Raw genomic sequence first — 20,589 nt, 5'->3', positions numbered from 1 at the left:
CTCCTACCTCGGAGAAGACGACATCATCCGCATCGAAGACGAATTCGGAAGAGGATGAAGACAATCAAAATCGGGGGCGCTCCGCATTGCAAGAACGGCGGGCCTTGCCTAGGTAGAGGGACGATGACAACCCGCCTTTTCCGAATTGGCGCATGGTTCGCCCTTGCCGCCATCATCTTCGTCACGGTCTCCCCCATCGGCTACAGGCCGAGGGACCTGGTGTCGACCAATTTCGACCGTGCGGCGGCCTACGCGATCCTGTCGGCCCTCTTCGTCTTCGCCTATCCGCGCCACCGCTGGACCGTCGCCGCGCTGATGGTCGCGACTGCCGGTGCGGCCGAATTGTTCCAGTTCCTCTCGCCGATGCGGCATCCGCACCTGATGGACGCCGCGGTGAAAGCCGCGGGCGGCGGTGTCGGCCTGTGTGCGGGAACCCTGCTTCATTCGGGGGCGGCAAGGCTGCGTATCGACAATCGGCAATGACGGCTTTCCCACGCGAACGGACCCTGCACCGTTTCGACGAGGGGTCCGGAAGGGCCGCGGCCGGCCCTTCCGTTCCTTCACATCGGGTCTCAATCGTCGTCGGAAGACGAATTCGACGAGGAATTGGACGACGAATTCGAGCTCGAGTTGCTCGACGAGTTAGAAGAGCTGTTCGAGCTGGAATTGCTCGACGAATTGGAACTGCTGTTGGAGTTCGAATTCGAGCTGGAGTTCCGCGACGAATTCGACGAGCTGTTGGAACTGCGGTTCGAGTTCCAGCCGCGGTCATCGTCCCGGTGGGACCGCGCATGCGTTGCCTTGTTGCTGCGCGACAGCTTCTGGAGGAAGCGGAAAACCGGGTCGTCGGCGACGGCCGGCGCAGGCGCTGCCGCGCCGGCCACCAGCAAGGCGCTCAGGATGGCGATAACCTTCTTCATGGCATGTCTCCTTTGATCGACAGCCTCGTTGGCTGCGAAGGAGGAACGGCGGGGAAAGGTTCTTATTCCATAAAAGATAAAATATTTTCAAATAGTTATTGTAAGGCATGCGCCCGCAGCGCCGCGGCGAGCGGCGGCAAAGCGGCAGTCCCCACCTTCCCGGATTAGCGCTGGGCTCGGGCGAACCTGCGATACCAGCCGTCCGAGGCGAGCGTCTTGCGGAAGATCGTCTTGCGCACTGCGCCCTCCGTCTCCGTCTCGGCCCGGATGTCTCCTTCGAGATCCGAGGTTTGCCGGCGGAAGGGAATGACCTGCACGATCGGCGTGCCGCGTTCGAGCACGTGCAGCCCGTCCTCGCCGGTCGCGAAGAAGGGGAAGTGGATTTCCGACTGATAGGTATCGGTATCGACGATGCCCGCGACCACCTCGAAGACGCCGTTCGGCCGGTTGAGCGGCGGCACGAAGAGACAGCTCCAGCCGGGCGGCGTGCGGATGGTCCAGTAGTTGTGGAACTTGCAGGGCGGCAAGGGCTCGCGCGGGTTGCCGGCGACCTGGTGGCTCGCATGGTTGCTCACCATGGTGCGGTCGAAATCCCAGCCGCAATCCACCCTCTCGCCCGCATCCGAGATTTCCATGCGCACGGTCGCCGCAAGCCCGATCACCCAGCCGGCCGCCATGGCGTCGAGAAAGGGCATGCAGCGCTTTACGGTGAGGCCGCTGTTTGTGGGCGAGACATGCGCTTCGTCGACGGCCGGCAATTTGCGGAACCAGTCGGGCAGCGCCGTCTTGGCGCGGACGGGCGGCGGGATCACACCCTCGTCTTCCTTGCGGCAGAGGAAGGTCACCCGGGGCTGCGGTTTCTTCAGAAGGGCGAGTGCCATCGCGGTTCTCCTCGTCAGTCGATACGAGAAGAACGGCGATGGAAGGAACCTATTCCCGGCCTGTGAAAATTTCTGCGGGGGATAGGCCCGTGCGGCGCGAAGTCCGCAGGACGGCCGGTCCCGGCCGGAGGTCAGCCCTGCGCGGGCTTCCAGTCGGCGAGGGGAATGCTGTTGATCATCCATGGCACGCCGAACTTGTCGATCAGCGAGCCGAAGCCGGGCGACCAGAAGGTTTCGCCGAACGGCATGACCTGCCTGCCGCCTTCCGACAACGCGTCGAACCAGCGCCTGGCTTCGGCGATGTCGGCGGTGTGCAAAGTGACGTCGAAGCCGTTCTTGGGCTTGTCGATGCCCGGAGCCCAGGCGGAATCCATGTCTGCGCCCATCAGCGCCTGATCGCCGACCTCCAGCCAGCAATGCATCAGCCAGTCCTTGTATTTGGGATCGCTGATCGGCATGCCGGGAGGGCCCTCGCCATAGGGAAAAGCGGCTGTGATCTTGCCGCCGAGAACCTTGGCGTAGAACTCGAACGCCTCTCGGCACTGTCCCTGAAAACTCAGGCTGGTCACGATCTTCATGGTCGGCTCCTCCTTGTCCTCGTCGCCCCGCCGGGTTCATGCGGGAGATGGCCTGCCGATGATTTGATATCAACGTAAATACCCGGCCAAGTCAACCCGGCCGATGGAACTCTCTCGCGCGACAAGGCACGATGGCCTCGATGCTGCCGGACGCCGCCTATACGCAGGGCGAACGTCTCAGGCAGCCGCGGAGCCCGTCTCCTGGACGAGATGCCCCGGCGACACCTCGCGGTAGCTGCGCCTTGGCGGCACATAACCGTGCGGGCGCAAGGGGCTCTTTATCTCCTCGTCGAGCGGCGGCCGCAGGTGGCCGCGGCGGGCCGGATCGGGGATCGGCACGGCCGAGATGAGCCGGCGCGTGTAGGGATGCTGCGGATTGCCGAAGATCGCGGCACGCGGGCCGATTTCGACGATCTCGCCGAGGAACATCACCGCGACGCGATGGCTCACGCGTTCGACGACCGCCATGTCATGCGAGATGAAGAGGTAGGCGAGGCGGTGCTTCTCCTGGAGGTCAAGCAGCAGGTTGGAGACCTGCGCCTTCACCGACACGTCGAGCGCCGACACGGCCTCGTCCGCCACGATGAACTGCGGCTTGAGCGCGAGCGCCCGGGCGATCGATATGCGCTGGCGCTGGCCGCCGGAGAACTCGTGCGGATAGCGCGCCGCCATCTCGGCCGGCAGGCCGACCTGCTCCAGCAGCTCGGCCACGCGCTCCTTCGCCTGCCGGCGCCCCATCAGGCCGTGCGCCACCATCGGTTCGGCGATGGCCGAACCGATGGTGATGCGCGGATTGAGCGAGGCGAAAGGATCCTGGAAGATCATCTGCGAGGTGCGGCGCATGGCGCGCAATGCGCCCGAACCCGCCCTCGTCACATCCTGCCCGTCGATGACGACCGAGCCGGCGCTCGGATCGACGAGGCGCATGATGGCGCGGCCCGTTGTCGACTTGCCGCAACCCGATTCCCCGACGAGCGAGAGCGTCTCGCCCGGCCTGAGATCGAAGGAAACGTCCTCCACCGCATGGATCTGCCCGTGCGGCAGCGCGAAGCGGACGGAAAGCCCGTCCACGCTCAGGATCGGCTTTACGCCTTCGGCGACGGGCTCCATGATCCGCCCCTCCGCCGCTTCGCCGGTAGCCGCATCGACATCCGGAAAGCGGCGCGGGACGGGCGTGTCGCCCATCGTGCCGAGCCGGGGAATGGAAGCAAGCAGGGCCTTCGTATAGGCCGCCTTCGGCGCGGCGAAGATTTCCGGCGTCGTGCCCGTCTCGACCACGTCGCCACGGAACATGACGACGGTACGGTCCGCCACCTCCGCCACCACGCCCATGTCGTGGGTGATGAAGAGCACGCCCATATTCTCCTCGCGCTGCAAGTCGCGCAGGAGATGCAGGATTTCCGCCTGCACGGTCACGTCCAGCGCCGTCGTCGGCTCGTCGGCGATCAGAAGCTTCGGCCGGCAGGCAAGCGCCATGGCGATCATCACGCGCTGGCGCATGCCGCCGGAGAACTTGTGCGGGTATTCGTGGAGACGGGATCTGGCGGCGGGTATGCGCACGCGCTCCATCAGCCGCAGGGCCTCCGCCTCGGCCGCCTTCCAGGAAAGGTCGCGGTGCAGCACGAGGGCCTCGGCGATCTGGTTGCCGATGGTGAAGACCGGATTGAGCGACGTCATCGGCTCCTGGAAGATCATGCCGATGACGCCGCCGCGCACCATGCGCATCTCGGCATCGCTCGCCTTGAGGAGGTCGCGGCCCTCGAGCAGGATGCGGCCCTCGCAGCGCGCCCGGCCCGGCGGCAGAAGACGCATCGCGGAGAGCGCCGTGACACTCTTGCCCGAGCCGGATTCCCCGACGATGGCAACGGTCTCTCCCGCATTCACCGTTAGGTTGATGTTGCGGATGACGGCGCGCCATCCCTCGGCGGTCTTGAAGGAGGTCGTGAGGTCTTCGACCGAGAGCACCGGCCGGCTCGCACTATCCGTTGCAGTCATGGTCAGCTTTCCTTCGCAAGGCGCGGATCGACCAGATCGCGCAGCCCGTCGCCGAGCAGTTGCAGGGCAAGAACCGAGAAGACGATGGCAAGGCCCGGAAACACCATGAGCCAGGGGGCGTTGTTCATGTATTCGCGGCCGGAGGCGAGCGTCGTGCCCCAGGTCGGCATGTCCGTGGAAACCCCCACGCCGAGGAAGGAGAGGCTTGCTTCCGCCAGCATCGCCGAGGCGAAGACGAAGGTGGCCTGAACGAGGATCGGCGAAGCGAGGTTGAGCAGCACGTGGCGCGTGAGGATCTGCCAAGTGGGCAGGCCCATGGCGACCGCCGCCTCGATATAGGGCAGTTCCCGCAGCACGAGCGTCGAACCGCGCACGATGCGGGCGAGACGCGGCGCATAGGTGATGCCGAGCGCCAGGATGACCGTCGAGAGCGAGGGGCCGAGCGCGGCCACCAGCGCGATGGCGAGCAGGATGTCCGGAAAGGACATCATGGCATCGAGCAGCCGCGAGATCGGCGCGTCGAGCCTACGGAAGAAGCCGGCGGCGACACCCAGGATCACGCCGAGCACGGTCGAGATGCAGACGACGCCGAGGCTGACGAGCAGCGAGATGCGGCCGGCGAAGATGGCGCGCGAGAAGATGTCGCGGCCGAATTCGTCGGTGCCGAAGACATGCGACGGCGACGGCGCCTTCAGCTTGTTGACGATCGACAGCTTGTTCGGCGCATAGGGGGCGACCCACGGGGCAAGCAACGCCGCGGCCACAACGAGAAGGAGGACGATCGCGCCGAACAGGATGGCGCGGTTGCCGAAGAGCCGGCGCAGGCTCGCGGCGAAAGGCTGGGAGAGGGAACCGGCCATCATAGGCGCACCCGCGGATCGACGAGGATGTAGAGCATGTCGACGACGAAGTTGATGAGCACGTAGATCGCCGCGACGACGAGAAGCGTGCCCTGGATGACGGGATAATCGCGCCGCAGCACGGCCGAGACCACCAGATTGCCGACGCCCGGCAGGCCGAAGACCGTCTCCGTCACCACGGCGCCCGCCACCAGCATGGCGATGGAAAGGCCGATGACGGTGATGATCGGGATCAGCGCGTTCTTCAACGCATGCTTCAGGATCACGCGCCGCTCGCTCGCGCCCTTGGCACGGGCGGTGCGCACATAGTCGTCGCCGAGCACGTCCAGCATGGCCGCGCGGGTGAAGCGGGTGATCAGCGCCGAATTGACGATGCCGAGGGCGGCTGCCGGCAGCACGAGATGGTGCAGCCTTTCGAGGAAGGACGTGTCCGGCCCGCCGTAACCGGAGGCCGGGAACCATCCCTGGCCGACGGCGAAGACCTGGATGAGCATGAGGCCCAGCCAGAAGCTCGGCACGCTTGCCGCCACCATGGTGAGCGTCACGACGGCCTGGTCGAACAGCGTTCCCCGCTTGACGGCGGAAAGGATGCCGACCGGCAGTGCGATTGCCACCGCTATGAGGATCGAGAACAGCGTGAGGAAGAACGTCGGCTCGGCACGCGCCGCAAGCGCGGTCGTCACCGGCTGGTCGAGGAAGATGGACTGACCGAGGTCGCCCTTGAGGATGCCCAGCACGAACTGGCCGTACTGGGCGATCAGCGGCGCATCGAGGCCCATCCGCGTGCGCAGTTGCGCGATGTCCTCCGGGGTCGCATCGGACCCCAGCATCACGGCGGCGGGATCGCCCGGCGTCACGCGGACGATGACGAAGACCACCGTCACGACCAGGGCAAGCACGATGGCCATGCCCCCCAGCCGCTTCAAGAGTGCCCGGACGATCCTTGCCATTGCCTGGCCCCTTACTTCTTCGGCGTGACGTCCCAGAAATGCGGCCAGTAGGTCGGGGTGTAGTCCGAGATACCGGCGGCGACGCCCGTGACCGCGTTGAAGTTGCCGACCTTGAAGAGCGGCGCGTCGTCGTAGATCACCGTCTGGATGCCTTCCCAGGCCTTCTGCTTGTCCGCGTCGGAAACCGCGTCCATGTAGGCGGCGACCGCCGTCGCCTTCTGGTCGGAGACATACCAGCCCGGATAGGTGTCGGTGATCGTGTTGATCGTCGTCGGATCGCCGGGGAAGTTGGAATGGGTGATGAAGATGTCCCATTCCTTCGGGTCGGCGCGCCGGGTCGTTAGCGTCGCCCAGTCCACGACCTGCAGGTCCACCTTGAAGCCGGCGGCTTCGAGATAGGCCTTGGCGACCTCGCCGATCTTGTAGTGGAACTCGTACTGGCGGCTCGTCATCAGGCGCAGCGGCGTGCCGTCGTAGCCGGCATCGGCAAGCAGCTTGGCGGCGGCTTCAGGATCGCCCTCGCCGTAGCGGACGACCCCGGCCTCGGTGTGCCAGAGCGAACCCTTCGGGAAGATCGAGCCGTCCACGCTGAAGAAGCGTTCGTCAGAGAAGGCGGCAAGCATCATGTCGTTCGGGTTGAGCGCGGCCTGCACGGCCTGGCGCAGTTCCTTCCTGGTGAGCAGGCCTTCCTTCATGTTCATGTTGAGCGACGCCCAGCCGGTGTTCTCGTAGATGACCGCCTTGGCCGTGCCGCTGGCCTCGACCCGCTCGTAGGCGCTGACGGGAAGCGAATCGGCGAAGTCGAACTGGCCGGAGATCAGGCCTTCCACGCGGGTATTGGCGTCCGGCACCGGAACGAAGCGGATTTCCTTGGCGATCGCCACGCGCCTGCCGGCATAGTTGCTCGGCTCGCCCTCGGGCGACTTGTAATCGTCGAAGCGGACGAGCTGGGTGTACTGGTCCGGCTTGCGTTCCTTCAGCGCATAGGGGCCGGTGCCGACGAATTCGGTCAGCGTTTCGGCGATCTTCTCCGAGGGCATGATGACGGATGCCTGGGAAAAGGTCGCCAGCAGCGGCGCGTAGCGCGACTTCAGCTTGACGACGACGGTATGGGCCCCGTCTTCCGAAAGGCTTTCGACAACCTCGGCGACCTGCTTGCCCTTGGAGTTGATCTCCATCCAGCGCTTCAGCGAGGCGGTGACGTCCGTGGCGTCGAGATCGCTGCCGTCGTGGAACTTCACGCCTTCGCGAAGCGGGATGCGATAGGTGAGGCCGTCCTCGGAAATCTCGGGCATCGCGGCGGCCAGGAGCGGCACCGAGCGCCATTCGTTGTCATAGGTAAAGAGCGTTTCGAAAATGTGCTGGTCGATGGTCAACACGATGTCGGTCGGCGTCTGCATCGCGTCGAGCGTCGGCGGCTCGCCGATCGTCGCAACCGTCAGGACACCGTCGGTGGTCTGGGCGATGGCGAGGCTGCTGGTGCTGCCGGCAAGTGCCGCCAAGGTCATGAGAACGAATGCGCTTTTCATCTTGTACCCCTCTTTCTGGAAAAGTTTCGCGCCGGCTCCCGTCCGGCGAACGGTTCAGGTTTCAAGACCGAGCGGATCGGCGACCCGCGGCCACAGGTCGAGGCGCGCCTTGCGGTAGGCCGTCGTGGCGGGATCCGTCGGGTAGGAGGTGGGCGCGGCGACATAGACGATCTCGGAGGAGACCGGCTGGAAGCCCGCATGGAAATGGTTGGTCGACTTCACCAGCAGGAAGGCCTTCTTCGTGAAGTCCACGCCGTGGTTGGAAAAGATGTCCGGCTCGTAGGTCTGGGTGCGGCTGGTGATCAGCACGATGTCGATCGATGTGCCGAGCGGGCGCACCACCGCGGCGGCGCCGAGCGTCACCCGGCTGTTGCGGAAGCTCTGCCAGCCGGCGTCGAAGACGCTCCGCACCGTCACCCTGAAGTCCAGCGGCTCGCCGCCCTCCGGGCCCGACTTGCCTCCGAAGCGCAGTGCAAGCTCCGCCCCTTCGCCCGCCGCATGGCAGAAGGAAACGGCAACCGGGTCCCAGATGGTCGCCACCGCGACGTTCTCGAAGCCGCGCTCGATCATCCGGCGCAGGATGAAGGTCGCATCGCCCGCGACCCCGCCGCCGGGATTGTCCCAGACATCGGCGATGACGACGGGCACGTCCGGCCTTGCCGCACGCACGGCCAGCGCCCGGTCGAGGCCTGCTTCCGTATCGAGCATCGGCATGGCCGTCTCCCTGCGCAGGCCATAGAGCTCGCGGCCGAGCCTTTCGGCCAGGGCGTCGCCCTCTTCCTTTTCGCCATCCGTGACGACGACGATGTGCGTTCCCATTTCCGGCACGTCGCCGGCCATGAAGCCGTGAATGACGGAAACGGACAGGATGCCGTCCCGGCCCTCCATCGCCTTCAGCCGGTCGACGAAGGAGCGCATCGGCTCGCGGCTCGTCGGATAGATTGTGATCATGCGGCAGTCGAAAGTGGAAACGGCGGGCCTGATCTCGCCCCGCAGCGTGCGCAGCGCCAGTTCGACGACGTGCTCGCCCCGCTCCTCGAAATCGGTATGGGGAAATTCGAGGAAGGCCGCCATGATGTCGAGGTTGGCGACGCGCTTGGCCGTCAGATGGCTGTGCGGGTCGAATTCGACCGCGATCAGCACGTCCGGCCCGACGAGCCCGCGGATACGGGCAAGGAAATCGCCCTCGGGATCGTCGTAACCTTGCGCCACCATCGCGCCATGCAGGCCGAGCACGACGGCGTCGACCGGCAGGGCCGCCTTGAGCTCGCCGATGATGCGGTCGCGCAAGGCCTCGTAGGTCTGCCGCTGGATGAGGCCCGCCGGCTCCGCCCAGCAGGACGTGCCTTCGATGACGGAGAAACCCTCCGCCCGCCCGCGCCGGCGCAGGATCGGCACCACGGAGGAGCAGAGCGTCGGCGTGTCGGGATGTTCGCCCGGCCCCGCGAAGAAGGCCGCCTTGAAAGCGCTCATGTCCGTCGGAACGGGCGAGAAGGTGTTGGTCTCGGTGGCGAGCGAGGCCGTGAATATGCGCATGTCGGTCCGTTCCGAATGGAGTTCGGGCAGACGGATGCCCCGCCGGCACCAGCCGGCGCTCTGCGCCGCCTTGCCAGGCTGGAAGCTATCCGCATACCCGGATCAATGTTCCCGTCGATCAGTCACCGCTTGAGCGATGTAATTTATTTTCTTAATCGTGCGGAATTTTAACGGAAAGTCAATATGAAAAAGCCGAATACACGACATGAAATGAAATCTGTTTTCTTATTGATCATTTTTGCTGAAGAATTTTCATGCCGACAACCACCGTCATGGATAAGGAAAACACGAGACGTCATGTACGACACGTCGGATTGATGAACCATTTCAAGGTTTCAAACCCGCCATTCCGGCACGTGGAAGCCAAACCCGGAAAACAAGGCACATGAAATTTTCCCGTATAAAGCCTCGAAAAATTTCATCGGCACTTCAAGGGCTGGGAAGCTGCGGCAGGCGAGACGGGAAAAAATTTTCCGTCGAATATCTGCCGGAAGAATGACGTGGAAAGGCTGGAAAAGCGCGTTGCAGCGAGCGTTTCATCACACCGTTTCCCGAGCCGATACGGCATTGATGCGGCCTGAGACTGTGCTATGAGTCAGCAGAAGAGAAATTCATTTTCAACCGTTTCGCCAGAAGGGGCAATCCGATGGACCTTTTCCACGCACTGTCGGATGAGGAAGGCAAGCTCTCCGGGCTGGACAGGCGACTTGCCCAGCTTGCCCTGGAGGACGTGGATTTCGTCATGAACGCTTCGATCGGCGAACTCGCCGAGCGCGTCGACGTTTCCCCCCCGACGGTCACCCGCTTCTGCCGAAGGCTCGGCTGCAAGGGGTTCCCTGACTTCAAGGTGCAGCTCGCCAAGCTGACCTATGTCGGCCTTCGCTACGTCAAGCCGGAGGTGCCGACCGAAACGCCGGAGGAGGTCGCCGACGACATCATCGCCAAGGCACAGAACGCGCTGTTCCAGCTCCACCGCCAGATCGACTTCTCCGCGCTGGAGACGGCCGCCCGGCTGCTGCGCGGCGCCGATTTCATCCAGGCCTTCGGGGCGAGCGGCAATTCCGCGATGATCGTCAACGAACTGCACAACCGGCTTTTCCGGCTCGGATGCCGCATCAACGCGTCGAACGATCACAACATGAACGCGATGATCTCGGCGGCGGCGCAGCCGGGCACGGTGGTCTTCGCCTCGTCCTTCACCGGCCGCGACCCTGCCCTCGTCCATTGCCTGGAGCTGCTGCGCCAGCGCGGCGTGCCGACCGTCGTCGTCACGCAGAGCGGCTCGCCCGTCGCCGCGGCGGCGGATGTCGTCATTTCCGTCGACCTGCCAGAGGGCAAGAACATCTTCCGCCCGACCTCAACCCGCTATGCCTATCTTGCGGTCATCGACATGCTCGCCAACCTCGTCGCCTATGCCGACCGGAACAAGTCGCTGAAAACGCTCCGCAGCATCAAGGAGGAGCTGGTGAGCCGCCGTGACGGCGACGACCGCCAGCTCCTCGGCGACTGACCGCCGGACGGGAATGCCGGCCCGGCCTCAGCGGTGCGAGGCCCAGGGCACCAGCCGCCGCTCGATCAGCCGCGCGACATATTCCAGGAGAATGGCGATCAGCGCGATAACGACGATGCCGGCGATCACGATGTCGGTGACGAGGAACTGCGCCGCCGACTGGATCATGAAGCCGATACCGCTCGTGGCCGCCACGAGCTCCGCCGCCACTAGGGTCGTCCAGCCGGCGCCGAGCGCGATGCGGATACCCGTGAGGATCGACGGCACCGCGCTCGGCAGCACGACTTCGGAAAGGACCTGCCGCCTGTTCGCCCCGAGCGAACGCGCCGCATTGACGTGGTCCTTCGAGACCGAGCGCACGCCGGCGGAGGTCGAAAGGATGATGGAGGGCAGCATGGAAAGTGCGATGACGGTGATCTTCGAGGCCTCGCCGATGCCGACCCAGATGATGATGAGCGGCAGATAGGCGAGCGGCGGCAGCGGGCGCAGGAACTCCACGATCGGATCGAGGATGCCCCGGCCGACGCGGCTCGTGCCGATGGCGATGCCGGCGGGAACGCCGATCAGGATGGAGGCGATGAGCGCGCCGAAGATGCGGTAGAGGCTGGCGCCGACGTGCTCGGCGAGCGTCGCATCGACGAAACCCTTCACGACGAGATTGTAGGCGGCGGCGGCCACCTGCCACGGCGACGGCAGGAAGACCGGCGAGACCAGTCCGTAGACCGAGGCAAGGCTCCAGAGCCCGATGATGACGGCAACCGTGATCGCCGAGATCACGGAGACGGGCAGGGGCCGCGCGGCGCGGGCGGCCTCTTCCGTTCCGACAGGCTGCGGCAGGGCTTCGGCGTCGGTGGAGAGCGTCATGCGGCAAGCTCCTCTTCGGCGCTGGAATGGATGAGGCCGGTAAGCCCGGCATGCATGCGTTTGAAGAGGGGCGACATCTTCACCGCAGCGACCGAGGCGCCGTTCAGCACCTCCGCGTTGAAGCCCGCCTCGATCTCGGCCGACAGGCGCCCGGGGCCTGGCGAGAGCACGACGACGCGCGTGCCGAGCAACAGCGCCTCCTCGATGCTATGGGTGATAAGCAGCGCGCCGGCCCCGCTTTCGGCCTTGATGCGCAGCAGGAACTCCTGCATGCGGGTCCGCGTCAGCGCATCGAGCGCGCCGAGCGGCTCGTCGAGCAGCAGGAAGCGCGGTTCGGCGGCCAGCGCCCGGGCAATCCCCACGCGCTGGCGCATGCCGCCGGACAGTTCCCATATGCGGCGGTCGCCCGCCTCCGGCAGGCCGACGCGTTCGAGAAGCTGCTGGGCGCGCGCGAGGCGGTCGGCGGCGGGAACCCCCTTCAGCTTGAGCGGGAAGGCGATGTTTTCGCGCGCATCCAGCCAGGGATAGAGCGCGTCGTCCTGGAAGACGACCGCACGGTCGGCGCCGGGACCGCGGATGGGCACGCCGTCGACGGTGATCGTGCCGGCCGTGGGCTCCAGGAAGCCCGCCGCGAGATTGAGCAGGCTCGTCTTGCCGGACCCCGAGCGTCCGATGATGGCGACCAGCTCGTCCGAGGCGATCTGCAGGTTGATGCCGTCGAGGACCAGGTTTTGAGCCGCTTCGCTCCGCCCCGCCCTCGGCGGGTAGCGCAGCGAGACGTTGCGGAATGTCAGGACGCTCATGGGACCTCCGGAAGGTTCGTGCCCGTGTTTCCGGCGATGGCCCGGCGGCGCTTTCGCGCGACCGGGCCACCTCCGCCGCAGGATCGTCGTCAGTAGGCGAGCTTCGCCGCGTCCGTCACCCAGCGGGTGGAGACGTAGGGCGAATAATCGGAAAGCGCGGCCGGGATCTTGCCCTGCTCCAGCAGGAAGGCGGACGTATCGGCCACCGCCTTCACCGTGCCGCCGCCGAGCAGCGCCTCGCCGGCCTGCTCTTCCAGGGTCGGGAAGTTGTAACCCTTGAGAAGGGCCGGCACCTCCTCCTGCTTGGCGCCGGTGAGGCGGGCGATCTTCTCGGCTTCCGGCGAGGAGGCGTTCCAGGCATCGGGATCGGCGCGGTAGGCGGCGGTCGCATCGCCCGTCACCTTCACGAAGGCCGTCACGACGTCGGGATGCTCTTCGGCGAATTTCTTGCTGACGATCCAGGCGTCGAAGGTCGGGCCGCCCCACTCCGCGACATCCGCCGAGGTCGCGAGGACCTTGCCGCTCTTCTTGAGTTCGGCGAGCACCGGATCCCAGACATAGGCGCCGTCGATGTCGCCGCGTTCCCACGCAGCCGCGATTTCCGGCGGGCGCAGGTTGAGGATTTCGACGGACTTGGCATCGACATTCCAGTGCTTCAGCGCGGTCAGCAGGCTGTAGTGGGCGGTGGAAACGAAGGGCGTGGCGATCTTCTTGCCGGAAAGGTCCTCCGGCTTGTCGATGGATTTGACGGCGAGCGCTTCCGCCTCGCTGATAAGACCGACGACGAAGATCGTCTCGATCGGCAGCTCGCGGCTGGCGGCGGCGGCAAGCGGCGAGGAACCGACATAACCGATATCGAGCGACCCGGAGGCGATGGCCGCAATCACGTCCGCGCCGCCGTCGAACTTCTGCCAGTTGATCTTGGCGCCGGTCACCTTCTCGTAGGTGCCGTCGGCCTGGGGCACGCGCGAAGGCTCGACGATCGGCTGGTATCCGATGTTGATCGTCACCTCCTCGGCCGAGGCGGCGCTGAACGATGCCGCCATGGCGAGCGTGGCGGCCGCGGCCAGCAGGATTCTGCGGGTGATGGTCATGGGTCCTCTCCTCAAGTTGCCGTCGCGCGGGGTCTGCTGCGGGCCGGTTTCTCAAGGCTATATAATCAATAAATTTAGTAGAGAAATTTTCGCCTCAATTTGACGATGTTCCGGCGATTGGTTTTGCGTCTTTTCTCAAGAGAGTCGAAACGCGCGCACCGCTATCGGGAGGGGAGGGAAGCTGAAAGGGGACTCATTTCGGCGGGCCGGGGCACGGATTGATGCCAATTGGGCACGTCTTGCCGCTAAAACCACATAAGAGCTTGACATTGGACGCCAATTTCCTTGCGACACAATGCCCAAATAAATTATACCGTTTTTATATGTTTTTCGCACTTCGGTGCCTAGAATGAGCCGGAATCACCCGTCAAAGGGTGGACCGATCGATCTTCCCGAAGAAGACGGATCATACCGCCGGACGCGCATGCGTCCACGCCGCCGCATATGCCGATGGAAAGCAGGCCGAGATGCTGACGAAAAAGGGAAAATACGGATTGAAGGCCCTCGTGGACCTGGCGCGCCTTGGGCCGGGGGAAACGGCTTTCGTCAGCGAGATCGCGCTGCGCAACAACATTCCCAAGAAGTTCCTCGACACCATCCTCCTGGAACTGCGCAATGCCGGCATGCTGCGCTCGAAGAAGGGGCCGGGCGGCGGCTACTCCCTGTCGCATCCGGCCTCGGAAATCCGCATCGGCCACGCCATCCGCGTCCTCGACGGTCCCCTGGCGCCGATTCGCTGTGCGAGCCGCACGGCCTACGAGGCCTGCGAGGACTGTGCCGATCCGGAAGCCTGTCAGGTGCGCCGCGCCATGACGGAAGTGCGCGACGCCATCGCCTCGATCCTCGACACGATGACGCTCGAACAGTTCGTCGCCGTCCCCGGCGCCGCCGCGATGATCGAGGAAGAGGAACTGGAAAAGCGGGTCGGCTGAGCGGCTACGGATCCAGTTCCGGATAGTGGCGGAACAGGTCGTTCTCGTTCGGAGCAAGGCGCCTGTCGCTCGCAAGATAGGCGGCGATGGCCGGCAGTTCGCGGACCGTCGTGCAGACCGCGTTGACCTTCTCGCATTGTGGCCACAGCTTACCCATCAGCTTCGGGAACGCATAGGTCAAGCCGCTCATCGCCTGGAAAAGCGACAGGTCGGCATAGCTCAGCCGGTCGCCCACGAGGTGCGCCGGCCCTTCGGGGTTCCTCTCCAGGATTGTCTCGAACCAGTCGAGGAACTTCGGCACGCGCTCCTCGCGGAATTCCTCCGCCCGGCGAAGCGCTTCCGGTTTCTGTTCCTCGTAATACCGCCCCGCCCCGACAGGATGGTGTACGTCGTGCCCTTCCAGCACGAAATCGGCGATGGTGAGCTGGATCTGATGCGTCCAGAGCCGTAGCCGCTCGTCCTTCGGCGCCAGGTCGAGCTTGTCGCCGAGATAGAGCAGGATCGCCGAGACCTGGCCGACGACGAGGGAACCGTCTTTCAGAAACGGCGGCGCGAAGGACGGGGTCGCCAGCCGGTTCGCGACGTCCGCGATGACATGATCGCCTTCTTCCCGCGCGACGTCGCGGTAGGGAGCGCCGGCCGCCTCCAGCGCCAGCCGGATATATTCCCCGCGGCCCTGAATGCCTGTCCAGTAATAAAGTTCGTAGATCATGGCGCAGAAATGCCCTCGACACCGCCGGGGTTCCGTTTCCGGAGGCAGCCGGCTTCTAGACCTCGACCGGCCGCGCCGTCTGGCCGTCCATCCCGAAGACACGCCGATACCGTTCGATCTCCGCCGGATCGCCGGTCGCCTTGAGAGGGTTGTCGGAGAGCTTGACGGCGGGCCGGCCGTTGGCGCTCGTCACCTTGCAGACGAGCGAAATCGGGTCGAGGCTGTCTCCGCCGTCCGGGTCGCAACCGCGGAAATCGTTGGTCAGGTTGGTGCCCCAGCCGAAGCTCATGCGCACATGGCCGTGGAAATGCCGGTAGGTCTCCTCGATCGTGTCGACATCCATGCCATCGGAGAAGATCAGCAGCTTTTCACGCGGGTCGCGCCCTTTCTTGCGCCACCAGTCGATGATCTGCTCGCCGCCGGCAATCGGCGGGGCGCTGTCCGGGCGGAAACCTGTCCAGTCCGCCAGCCAGTCCGGCGCATTCGCGAGGAAGGCGGTGGTGCCGAAAGCGTCGGGAAGCGCGATCAGGAGATTGCCGTTGTAGTGCTGCCGCCATTCCTCCAGCACCTGGTAAGGCGCGCGGGCGAGTGCGGCATCGTCCTCGGCAAGCGCGGCGGCGACCATCGGCAGCTCGTGCGCGTTCGTGCCGATCGCCTCCAGATCGGCGTCCATGGCGAGCAGGACGTTGGACGTGCCGATAAAGCGGTCCCCGAGCCCCTCCTTGAGCGCCTCCACGCACCAGCGCTGCCAAAGGAAGCCGTGCCGCCGCCTCGTGCCGAAGTCGGATATGACGAGGTCCGGCAATTGCCGCAGCCGCTCCACCTTTTCCCAAAGCCGCGCCTTGGCGCGGGCATAGAGCACATCGAGCGCGAAGCGGCCCCGGTCGCGCATCGCCGCCCGCGACTTGAGCTCGTTGATGATCGCAAGCGCCGGGATCTCCCACATGGTCGTGTGCGTCCACGGCCCGTCGAAATGCAGCTCGTACTGCCCGCCCGCCTTGCGCAGTTCGTATTCGGGCAGCTGGAAGGCGGCAAGCCAGGCAATGAAATCCGGGCCGAACATGCGTGACCTGCCGTAGAAGCTGTTGCCGGCGAGCCAGATCAGCTCCTTCTTGGTAAAGCGCACGCTGCGGGCGTGATCGAGCTGGGCGCGCAATTCTCCCTCGTCGATGACATCGGCGAGCCGCACGCTCGTCGTGCGGTTGATCAGCGAGAAGGTCGCCCGGATATCCGGATGGAGCTGCCGGATCATCTGGAGCATCAGCAGCTTGTAGAAATCGGTATCAAGCAGGCTCCGCACGATCGGGTCGAGCCGGAAATTGTGGTCGTAGGTGCGGGTCGCGATATCGGTGACGGCCATGCCGGCTCCTGGTCGAAGGCGGGTGATGCGTTCGCCGGCAGCAGGCTTGCCGGCAGGATCGCGCCAGCCTCGTTTATCGGACCGCTTATTGCAAGGGCGAAGGAGCATCGCCTAAGCGAGCCGACCGCAAGCCGGCGGCCGCCCTATTGACCGAAGAAGAGCACGGCGGCGATCACGACCGATGCGCCGACGGCCGAGAGCGTTCCCGCTCCCTGCAGCACACCCATGCGATGGAGCAACAGCGCGAAGCCGACGATGACCGGCGCGGCGACGATAAGGCCGAACTGTGCGTCCGTCATGGAGAAATCCTTTCCTTTGCCGCCATCATGCCGCGCCGGGCTGCACGCCTCTTTGAGCAGGCGCAAAGAAGGCCGCGGGTTTGCGCGCTAGGAAGGGCCATGGCGACGATAGACGACATGGACACGGCGATCGGAAAAGCGGAGAGCGGGGAAGCGGATTCGCTGCTCCTGTGGATCCTGGTGTGGAGCGAGCTTGCCGCCTTCGGCGCGCTGCTCGTCGCCTTCATGGTGACGACGGTGATGGACGTCGAGGGCGCCTTGCTTCTGCGCGCGCATCTTCATCCGGGGCTTGCCGCCCTCAACACCGTGCTTCTCGTCCTGAGCGGCTGGCAGGCAGCGCTTGCGGTGCGCCGCGGCGACGGCGCCGTCCGTCGTCCCCTCATGCTGGCGGCACTGTTCGGCTTCGCCTTCGCGGCCGTCAAGGCGCTCGAATATTCCATCGAGGTGCGGTCCGGCATCGTCGAGGCCGGTACGCTCGCGGAGCTTTATTTCCTCGTCACCGGCTTCCACCTGCTGCACGTGGTCTTCGGCGCCGGAATCCTCCTCCTCGTCGCCTGGCGGCCGTCGCGCGCGAACGTCGTGACGATCGCGACGCTCTGGCACGCCATCGACCTCGTCTGGCTCGTGATGTTCCCGATCCTCTATCTCACCTGAGGCTTCCATGACCCGACAGGCCCGCGAACAGTTCATCGCCACGCTCGCCATCCTGCTGACGCTCGCCATGGGCGGAGCCTTCGTCGGGGGCCACAGCGGCGGCCTCCTCGTGCCGATCGCCGCCGTGCTCGTCATGGCTTATGCGAAAGGGCGCATCGTCATCCTCGACTTCATGGAGCTGCGCACCAGCCGCGGCATCATGAAGCCCGCGCTGCTTGCCTGGCCGGCGGCGCTGCTGTCGCTCGCGCTCGCGCGCACCGTCGCCGTCACCTGGCTCGGCTGACCAACCGCCCCGCTCTTTGCCAATGCGCAAAGAAGGCTTTTCTCCCGGCGCTAGAACCAAGGGCGTCCCGCACTGTCGGCGGGGTTTTGGCGCCGGGCCCGGGGGGCTTCCGGCAAGGGAAAGGACCAGGGGATGGCAGAGCGCCTAACCAAGACCGGGGCCCGCAACGTCTTCTATGGCGGGTCCATCTTCTTCTTCGCGATATTCGTGGGGCTCACGGCCCATAGCCACTATTACATCAGGACCTCCTCCACCGACGAGACGACGCTCTCCGACAGCGTCGCGCGCGGCAAGCACGTCTGGGAGAAGAACGCCTGTATCAACTGCCACACGCTGCTCGGCGAGGGCGCCTATTTCGCGCCCGAGCTCGGCAACGTGTGGAAGCGCTACGGCGGCGTGGACGACCCGGAAGGCGCGCGCGAGGCGCTGAAGGCCTGGATGGCCGCCCAGCCGAGCGGGGCGGAGGGCCGGCGGCAGATGCCGCAGTTCAACCTCACCGAGCAGGAACTCAACGATCTGGCCGACTTCCTCGAATGGACGAGCCGGATCATGACGCAGAACTGGCCGCCGAACGATGCCGGCTGACGGACAGGGTTCAGGAGACAAGACATGAAGTATCAAACGCAGAAGGTCGCGATGCTGTATTTCTACGGCGCGCTCGGCCTCTTCCTTGCCCAGGTCCTCTTCGGCGTCGTGGCCGGCACGATCTATGTGCTGCCGAACACGCTTTCCGAGCTCCTGCCATTCAACATCGTGCGCATGATCCACACCAACGCGCTCGTCGTCTGGCTGCTCATGGGCTTCATGGGCGCGACCTACTACATGATCCCGGAGGAGACAGAGACGGAGCTCTACAGCCCGAAGCTCGCCGTCCTCCAGTTCTGGATGTTCTTCGTGGCGGCGGGCCTGACGGTCGTCGGCTATATGTTCCGCATCCATGAGGGCCGCGAGTTCCTGGAGCAGACCTTCATCGCCAAGGTCGGCATCGTCGTCGTCGTCCTGATGTTCCTCTTCAACATCACCATGACGGCGCTGAAGGGCCGCAAGACCACGGTCATCAACATCCTGCTCTTCGGCCTGTGGGGCCTGGCGATCTTCTTCCTCTTCGCCTTCTACAACCCGGTCAACCTGGCGCTCGACAAGATGTACTGGTGGTACGTCATCCACCTGTGGGTCGAGGGCGTCTGGGAGCTGATCATGGCCTCGGTGCTCGCCTTCCTGATGATCAAGCTCAACGGCATCGACCGCGAAGTCGTGGAAAAGTGGCTCTACGTCATCGTCGGCCTTGCGCTCTTCTCGGGCATCCTCGGCACGGGCCACCACTACTACTGGATCGGCGCGCCGGGCTACTGGCAGTGGATCGGCTCGCTGTTCTCGACGCTGGAGGTCGCGCCCTTCTTTACCATGGTCATCTTCACCTTCGTGATGACCTGGAAGGCCGGCCACAACCACCCGAACAAGGCGGCGCTGCTGTGGTCGATCGGCTGCTCGGTCATGGCCTTCTTCGGCGCGGGCGTCTGGGGCTTCCTCCACACGCTGTCCTCGGTGAACTACTACACCCACGGAACGCAGGTCACCGCCGCGCACGGGCACCTCGCCTTCTTCGGCGCCTACGTGATGCTGAACCTCGCCATGATGGCCTACGCGATCCCGGAAATCCGCGGCCGCGCGCCGTTCAACCAGTGGCTCTCGATCGCCAGCTTCTGGATCATGTGCACGGCGATGTCCGTGATGACTTTTGCGCTCACCTTCGCGGGCGTCGTGCAGGTCCACCTGCAGCGCGTGCTCGGCGAGAGCTTCATGGACGTGCAGGACCAGCTCGCGCTGTTCTACTGGGTCCGTCTCGGCTCGGGCGTCGCCGTCCTCGTCTCGGCATTGATGTTCGTCTGGGCCGTGCTCGTGCCCGGCCGCGAGCGCCGCGACAGCCTCACCCGAATGGTCCAGCCGGCCGAGTGAGCGCTGGCCGGCCCCGTCATCCCGCGGGGCCGGCGCTTCCTTCCAGAAATCCATGGAGACCGAAATGAACGTCATGCTCAAGGCCGCACGCGCCGGCATTCCCGCCTACAGCCCCTCCGGCAACGAATGCGCGCTGTTCGAGAAAGCCTGGACGCGCCAGCTTCCCCTGCTGCTGAAAGGCCCGACGGGCTGCGGCAAGACCCGCTTCGTCAGCCACATGGCCGCAAGGCTCGGCCTGCCGCTCGCCACCGTCTCCTGCCACGACGATCTCTCCGCCGCCGACCTCACCGGCCGCTACCTGCTCAAGGGCGGCGATACGGTCTGGGTCGACGGCCCGCTGACGCGCGCGGTGCGCGAGGGCGGCGTGTGCTATCTCGACGAGATCGTCGAGGCGCGCAAGGACGTCGCCGTCGTGCTGCATCCGCTGACCGACGACCGGCGCATCCTGCCGCTGGAGCGTACCGGCGAGGTGCTGGAGGCACCCCCCGGCTTCATGCTCGTCGTCTCCTACAATCCGGGCTACCAGAACCTCTTGAAGGCGCTGAAGCCCTCCACGCGCCAGCGTTTCGTGGCGATCGAATTCGATTTCCTGCCGAAAGCCGCCGAAACTGCCGTGATCGCCGCGGAAAGCGGGCTGGACGAGGCGCGCGTCGCGCCGCTCGTCGCGCTTGCCCACCGGCTGCGCGCCCTGAAGGGCCAGGATCTGGAAGAGGGCGTCTCGACCCGCCTCCTCGTCTATTGCGCCTGCCTCATCGACAGCGGCATGACGACGCGCGAGGCCGTGCGCGCGGCGATGATCGAGCCGCTCACCGACGAACCGGACGTCCGGGCCGCGCTCCTCGAAATCGCCGATGCGATGATCCGCTGAGGCGC

22 protein-coding genes are annotated in these 20,589 nt (G+C 65.3%); 9 read left to right on the top strand and 13 right to left on the bottom strand.

Annotated features, from left to right (window positions below):
- Positions 1 to 123 precede the first annotated feature (123 nt).
- On the top strand, positions 124 to 483 hold the full coding sequence (locus ACIIOY_RS12325; protein ID WP_411034967.1) for a VanZ family protein: 360 nt from the start codon (positions 124 to 126) through the stop codon (positions 481 to 483).
- A gap of 123 nt (positions 484 to 606) precedes the next feature.
- Positions 607 to 936, top strand: coding sequence for a hypothetical protein (locus ACIIOY_RS12320; RefSeq protein WP_411034966.1), 330 nt, complete (start codon positions 607 to 609; stop codon positions 934 to 936).
- 148 nt (positions 937 to 1,084) lie between these two features.
- Here ACIIOY_RS12320 and ACIIOY_RS12315 read toward each other — a convergent pair whose 3' ends face one another.
- The 7 genes from ACIIOY_RS12315 to ACIIOY_RS12285 all read right to left on the bottom strand — a co-directional run bounded on the left by ACIIOY_RS12315 (position 1,085) and on the right by ACIIOY_RS12285 (position 9,249).
- On the bottom strand, positions 1,085 to 1,801 hold the full coding sequence (locus ACIIOY_RS12315) for a DUF6065 family protein (protein ID WP_411034965.1): 717 nt from the start codon (positions 1,799 to 1,801) through the stop codon (positions 1,085 to 1,087).
- 131 nt (positions 1,802 to 1,932) lie between these two features.
- Complete coding sequence (locus tag ACIIOY_RS12310) at positions 1,933 to 2,379, bottom strand: VOC family protein (RefSeq protein WP_411034964.1); 447 nt, start codon at positions 2,377 to 2,379, stop codon at positions 1,933 to 1,935.
- Between the two features lie 177 nt (positions 2,380 to 2,556).
- Complete coding sequence (locus tag ACIIOY_RS12305) at positions 2,557 to 4,374, bottom strand: ABC transporter ATP-binding protein (RefSeq protein ID WP_411034963.1); 1,818 nt, start codon at positions 4,372 to 4,374, stop codon at positions 2,557 to 2,559.
- 2 nt (positions 4,375 to 4,376) lie between these two features.
- Positions 4,377 to 5,234 carry an ABC transporter permease gene (locus tag ACIIOY_RS12300; protein WP_411034969.1) on the bottom strand — a complete coding sequence of 286 codons (858 nt, stop codon included), beginning with the start codon at positions 5,232 to 5,234 and terminating at the stop codon, positions 4,377 to 4,379.
- Entirely contained in the window at positions 5,234 to 6,184 is a 951-nt protein-coding gene (locus ACIIOY_RS12295; RefSeq protein ID WP_411034962.1) for an ABC transporter permease, read from the bottom strand. Before ACIIOY_RS12295 ends, ACIIOY_RS12300 begins: the two co-directional genes overlap by 1 nt.
- A gap of 11 nt (positions 6,185 to 6,195) precedes the next feature.
- The gene (locus ACIIOY_RS12290; RefSeq protein WP_411034961.1) at positions 6,196 to 7,713 is read right to left on the bottom strand and encodes an ABC transporter substrate-binding protein; all 1,518 of its coding nucleotides are present in this window, start codon (positions 7,711 to 7,713) and stop codon (positions 6,196 to 6,198) included.
- Between the two features lie 54 nt (positions 7,714 to 7,767).
- Positions 7,768 to 9,249, bottom strand: a complete 1,482-nt coding sequence (locus tag ACIIOY_RS12285) for a M81 family metallopeptidase (protein ID WP_411034960.1) — start codon at positions 9,247 to 9,249, stop codon at positions 7,768 to 7,770.
- A gap of 646 nt (positions 9,250 to 9,895) precedes the next feature.
- Here ACIIOY_RS12285 and ACIIOY_RS12280 point away from each other — a divergent pair.
- Entirely contained in the window at positions 9,896 to 10,759 is an 864-nt protein-coding gene (locus ACIIOY_RS12280; RefSeq protein WP_411034959.1) for a MurR/RpiR family transcriptional regulator, read from the top strand.
- Between the two features lie 27 nt (positions 10,760 to 10,786).
- Here the strand turns inward: ACIIOY_RS12280 and ACIIOY_RS12275 are convergent, their stop codons facing one another.
- The 3 genes from ACIIOY_RS12275 to tauA form a co-directional block, all read right to left on the bottom strand.
- Positions 10,787 to 11,623 carry an ABC transporter permease subunit gene (locus tag ACIIOY_RS12275; protein ID WP_411034958.1) on the bottom strand — a complete coding sequence of 279 codons (837 nt, stop codon included), beginning with the start codon at positions 11,621 to 11,623 and terminating at the stop codon, positions 10,787 to 10,789.
- Complete coding sequence (locus ACIIOY_RS12270; RefSeq protein WP_411034957.1) at positions 11,620 to 12,426, bottom strand: taurine ABC transporter ATP-binding protein; 807 nt, start codon at positions 12,424 to 12,426, stop codon at positions 11,620 to 11,622. Before ACIIOY_RS12270 ends, ACIIOY_RS12275 begins: the two co-directional genes overlap by 4 nt.
- 89 nt (positions 12,427 to 12,515) lie before the next feature.
- Positions 12,516 to 13,520 (bottom strand): taurine ABC transporter substrate-binding protein, encoded by a 1,005-nt coding sequence (gene tauA / locus ACIIOY_RS12265; protein WP_411034956.1) that lies wholly within the window; start codon positions 13,518 to 13,520, stop codon positions 12,516 to 12,518.
- A gap of 467 nt (positions 13,521 to 13,987) precedes the next feature.
- Between tauA and ACIIOY_RS12260 the strand changes: the two genes are divergently transcribed.
- Entirely contained in the window at positions 13,988 to 14,452 is a 465-nt protein-coding gene (locus ACIIOY_RS12260) for an RrF2 family transcriptional regulator (protein ID WP_411034955.1), read from the top strand.
- 4 nt (positions 14,453 to 14,456) lie between these two features.
- Here ACIIOY_RS12260 and ACIIOY_RS12255 read toward each other — a convergent pair whose 3' ends face one another.
- The 3 genes from ACIIOY_RS12255 to ACIIOY_RS12245 all read right to left on the bottom strand — a co-directional run bounded on the left by ACIIOY_RS12255 (position 14,457) and on the right by ACIIOY_RS12245 (position 16,823).
- Entirely contained in the window at positions 14,457 to 15,164 is a 708-nt protein-coding gene (locus ACIIOY_RS12255) for a glutathione S-transferase (protein ID WP_411034954.1), read from the bottom strand.
- A 55-nt stretch (positions 15,165 to 15,219) separates the two neighbouring features.
- Positions 15,220 to 16,524 carry a nicotinate phosphoribosyltransferase gene (gene pncB, locus ACIIOY_RS12250; protein ID WP_411034953.1) on the bottom strand — a complete coding sequence of 435 codons (1,305 nt, stop codon included), beginning with the start codon at positions 16,522 to 16,524 and terminating at the stop codon, positions 15,220 to 15,222.
- A gap of 143 nt (positions 16,525 to 16,667) precedes the next feature.
- Positions 16,668 to 16,823 (bottom strand): hypothetical protein, encoded by a 156-nt coding sequence (locus ACIIOY_RS12245; RefSeq protein ID WP_411034952.1) that lies wholly within the window; start codon positions 16,821 to 16,823, stop codon positions 16,668 to 16,670.
- Between the two features lie 99 nt (positions 16,824 to 16,922).
- On the opposite strand from ACIIOY_RS12245, the gene ACIIOY_RS12240 reads away from it, so the two are divergent.
- The 5 genes from ACIIOY_RS12240 to ACIIOY_RS12220 all read left to right on the top strand — a co-directional run bounded on the left by ACIIOY_RS12240 (position 16,923) and on the right by ACIIOY_RS12220 (position 20,584).
- Positions 16,923 to 17,477 carry a cytochrome c oxidase subunit 3 gene (locus ACIIOY_RS12240; protein ID WP_411034951.1) on the top strand — a complete coding sequence of 185 codons (555 nt, stop codon included), beginning with the start codon at positions 16,923 to 16,925 and terminating at the stop codon, positions 17,475 to 17,477.
- 7 nt (positions 17,478 to 17,484) lie between these two features.
- Entirely contained in the window at positions 17,485 to 17,760 is a 276-nt protein-coding gene (locus tag ACIIOY_RS12235) for a cytochrome C oxidase subunit IV family protein (RefSeq protein WP_411034950.1), read from the top strand.
- 132 nt (positions 17,761 to 17,892) lie between these two features.
- Entirely contained in the window at positions 17,893 to 18,345 is a 453-nt protein-coding gene (locus tag ACIIOY_RS12230; protein WP_411034949.1) for a c-type cytochrome, read from the top strand.
- Between the two features lie 24 nt (positions 18,346 to 18,369).
- Positions 18,370 to 19,716 carry a cbb3-type cytochrome c oxidase subunit I gene (locus ACIIOY_RS12225; protein WP_411034948.1) on the top strand — a complete coding sequence of 449 codons (1,347 nt, stop codon included), beginning with the start codon at positions 18,370 to 18,372 and terminating at the stop codon, positions 19,714 to 19,716.
- 64 nt (positions 19,717 to 19,780) lie between these two features.
- Entirely contained in the window at positions 19,781 to 20,584 is an 804-nt protein-coding gene (locus ACIIOY_RS12220) for a CbbQ/NirQ/NorQ/GpvN family protein (protein ID WP_411034947.1), read from the top strand.
- Positions 20,585 to 20,589: the final 5 nt, after the last annotated feature.

Source organism: Shinella agrisoli (assembly GCF_046557955.1).
Classification (GTDB): Bacteria; Pseudomonadota; Alphaproteobacteria; order Rhizobiales; family Rhizobiaceae; genus Shinella.
This window is presented reverse-complemented; position numbering and strand designations above follow the sequence as displayed.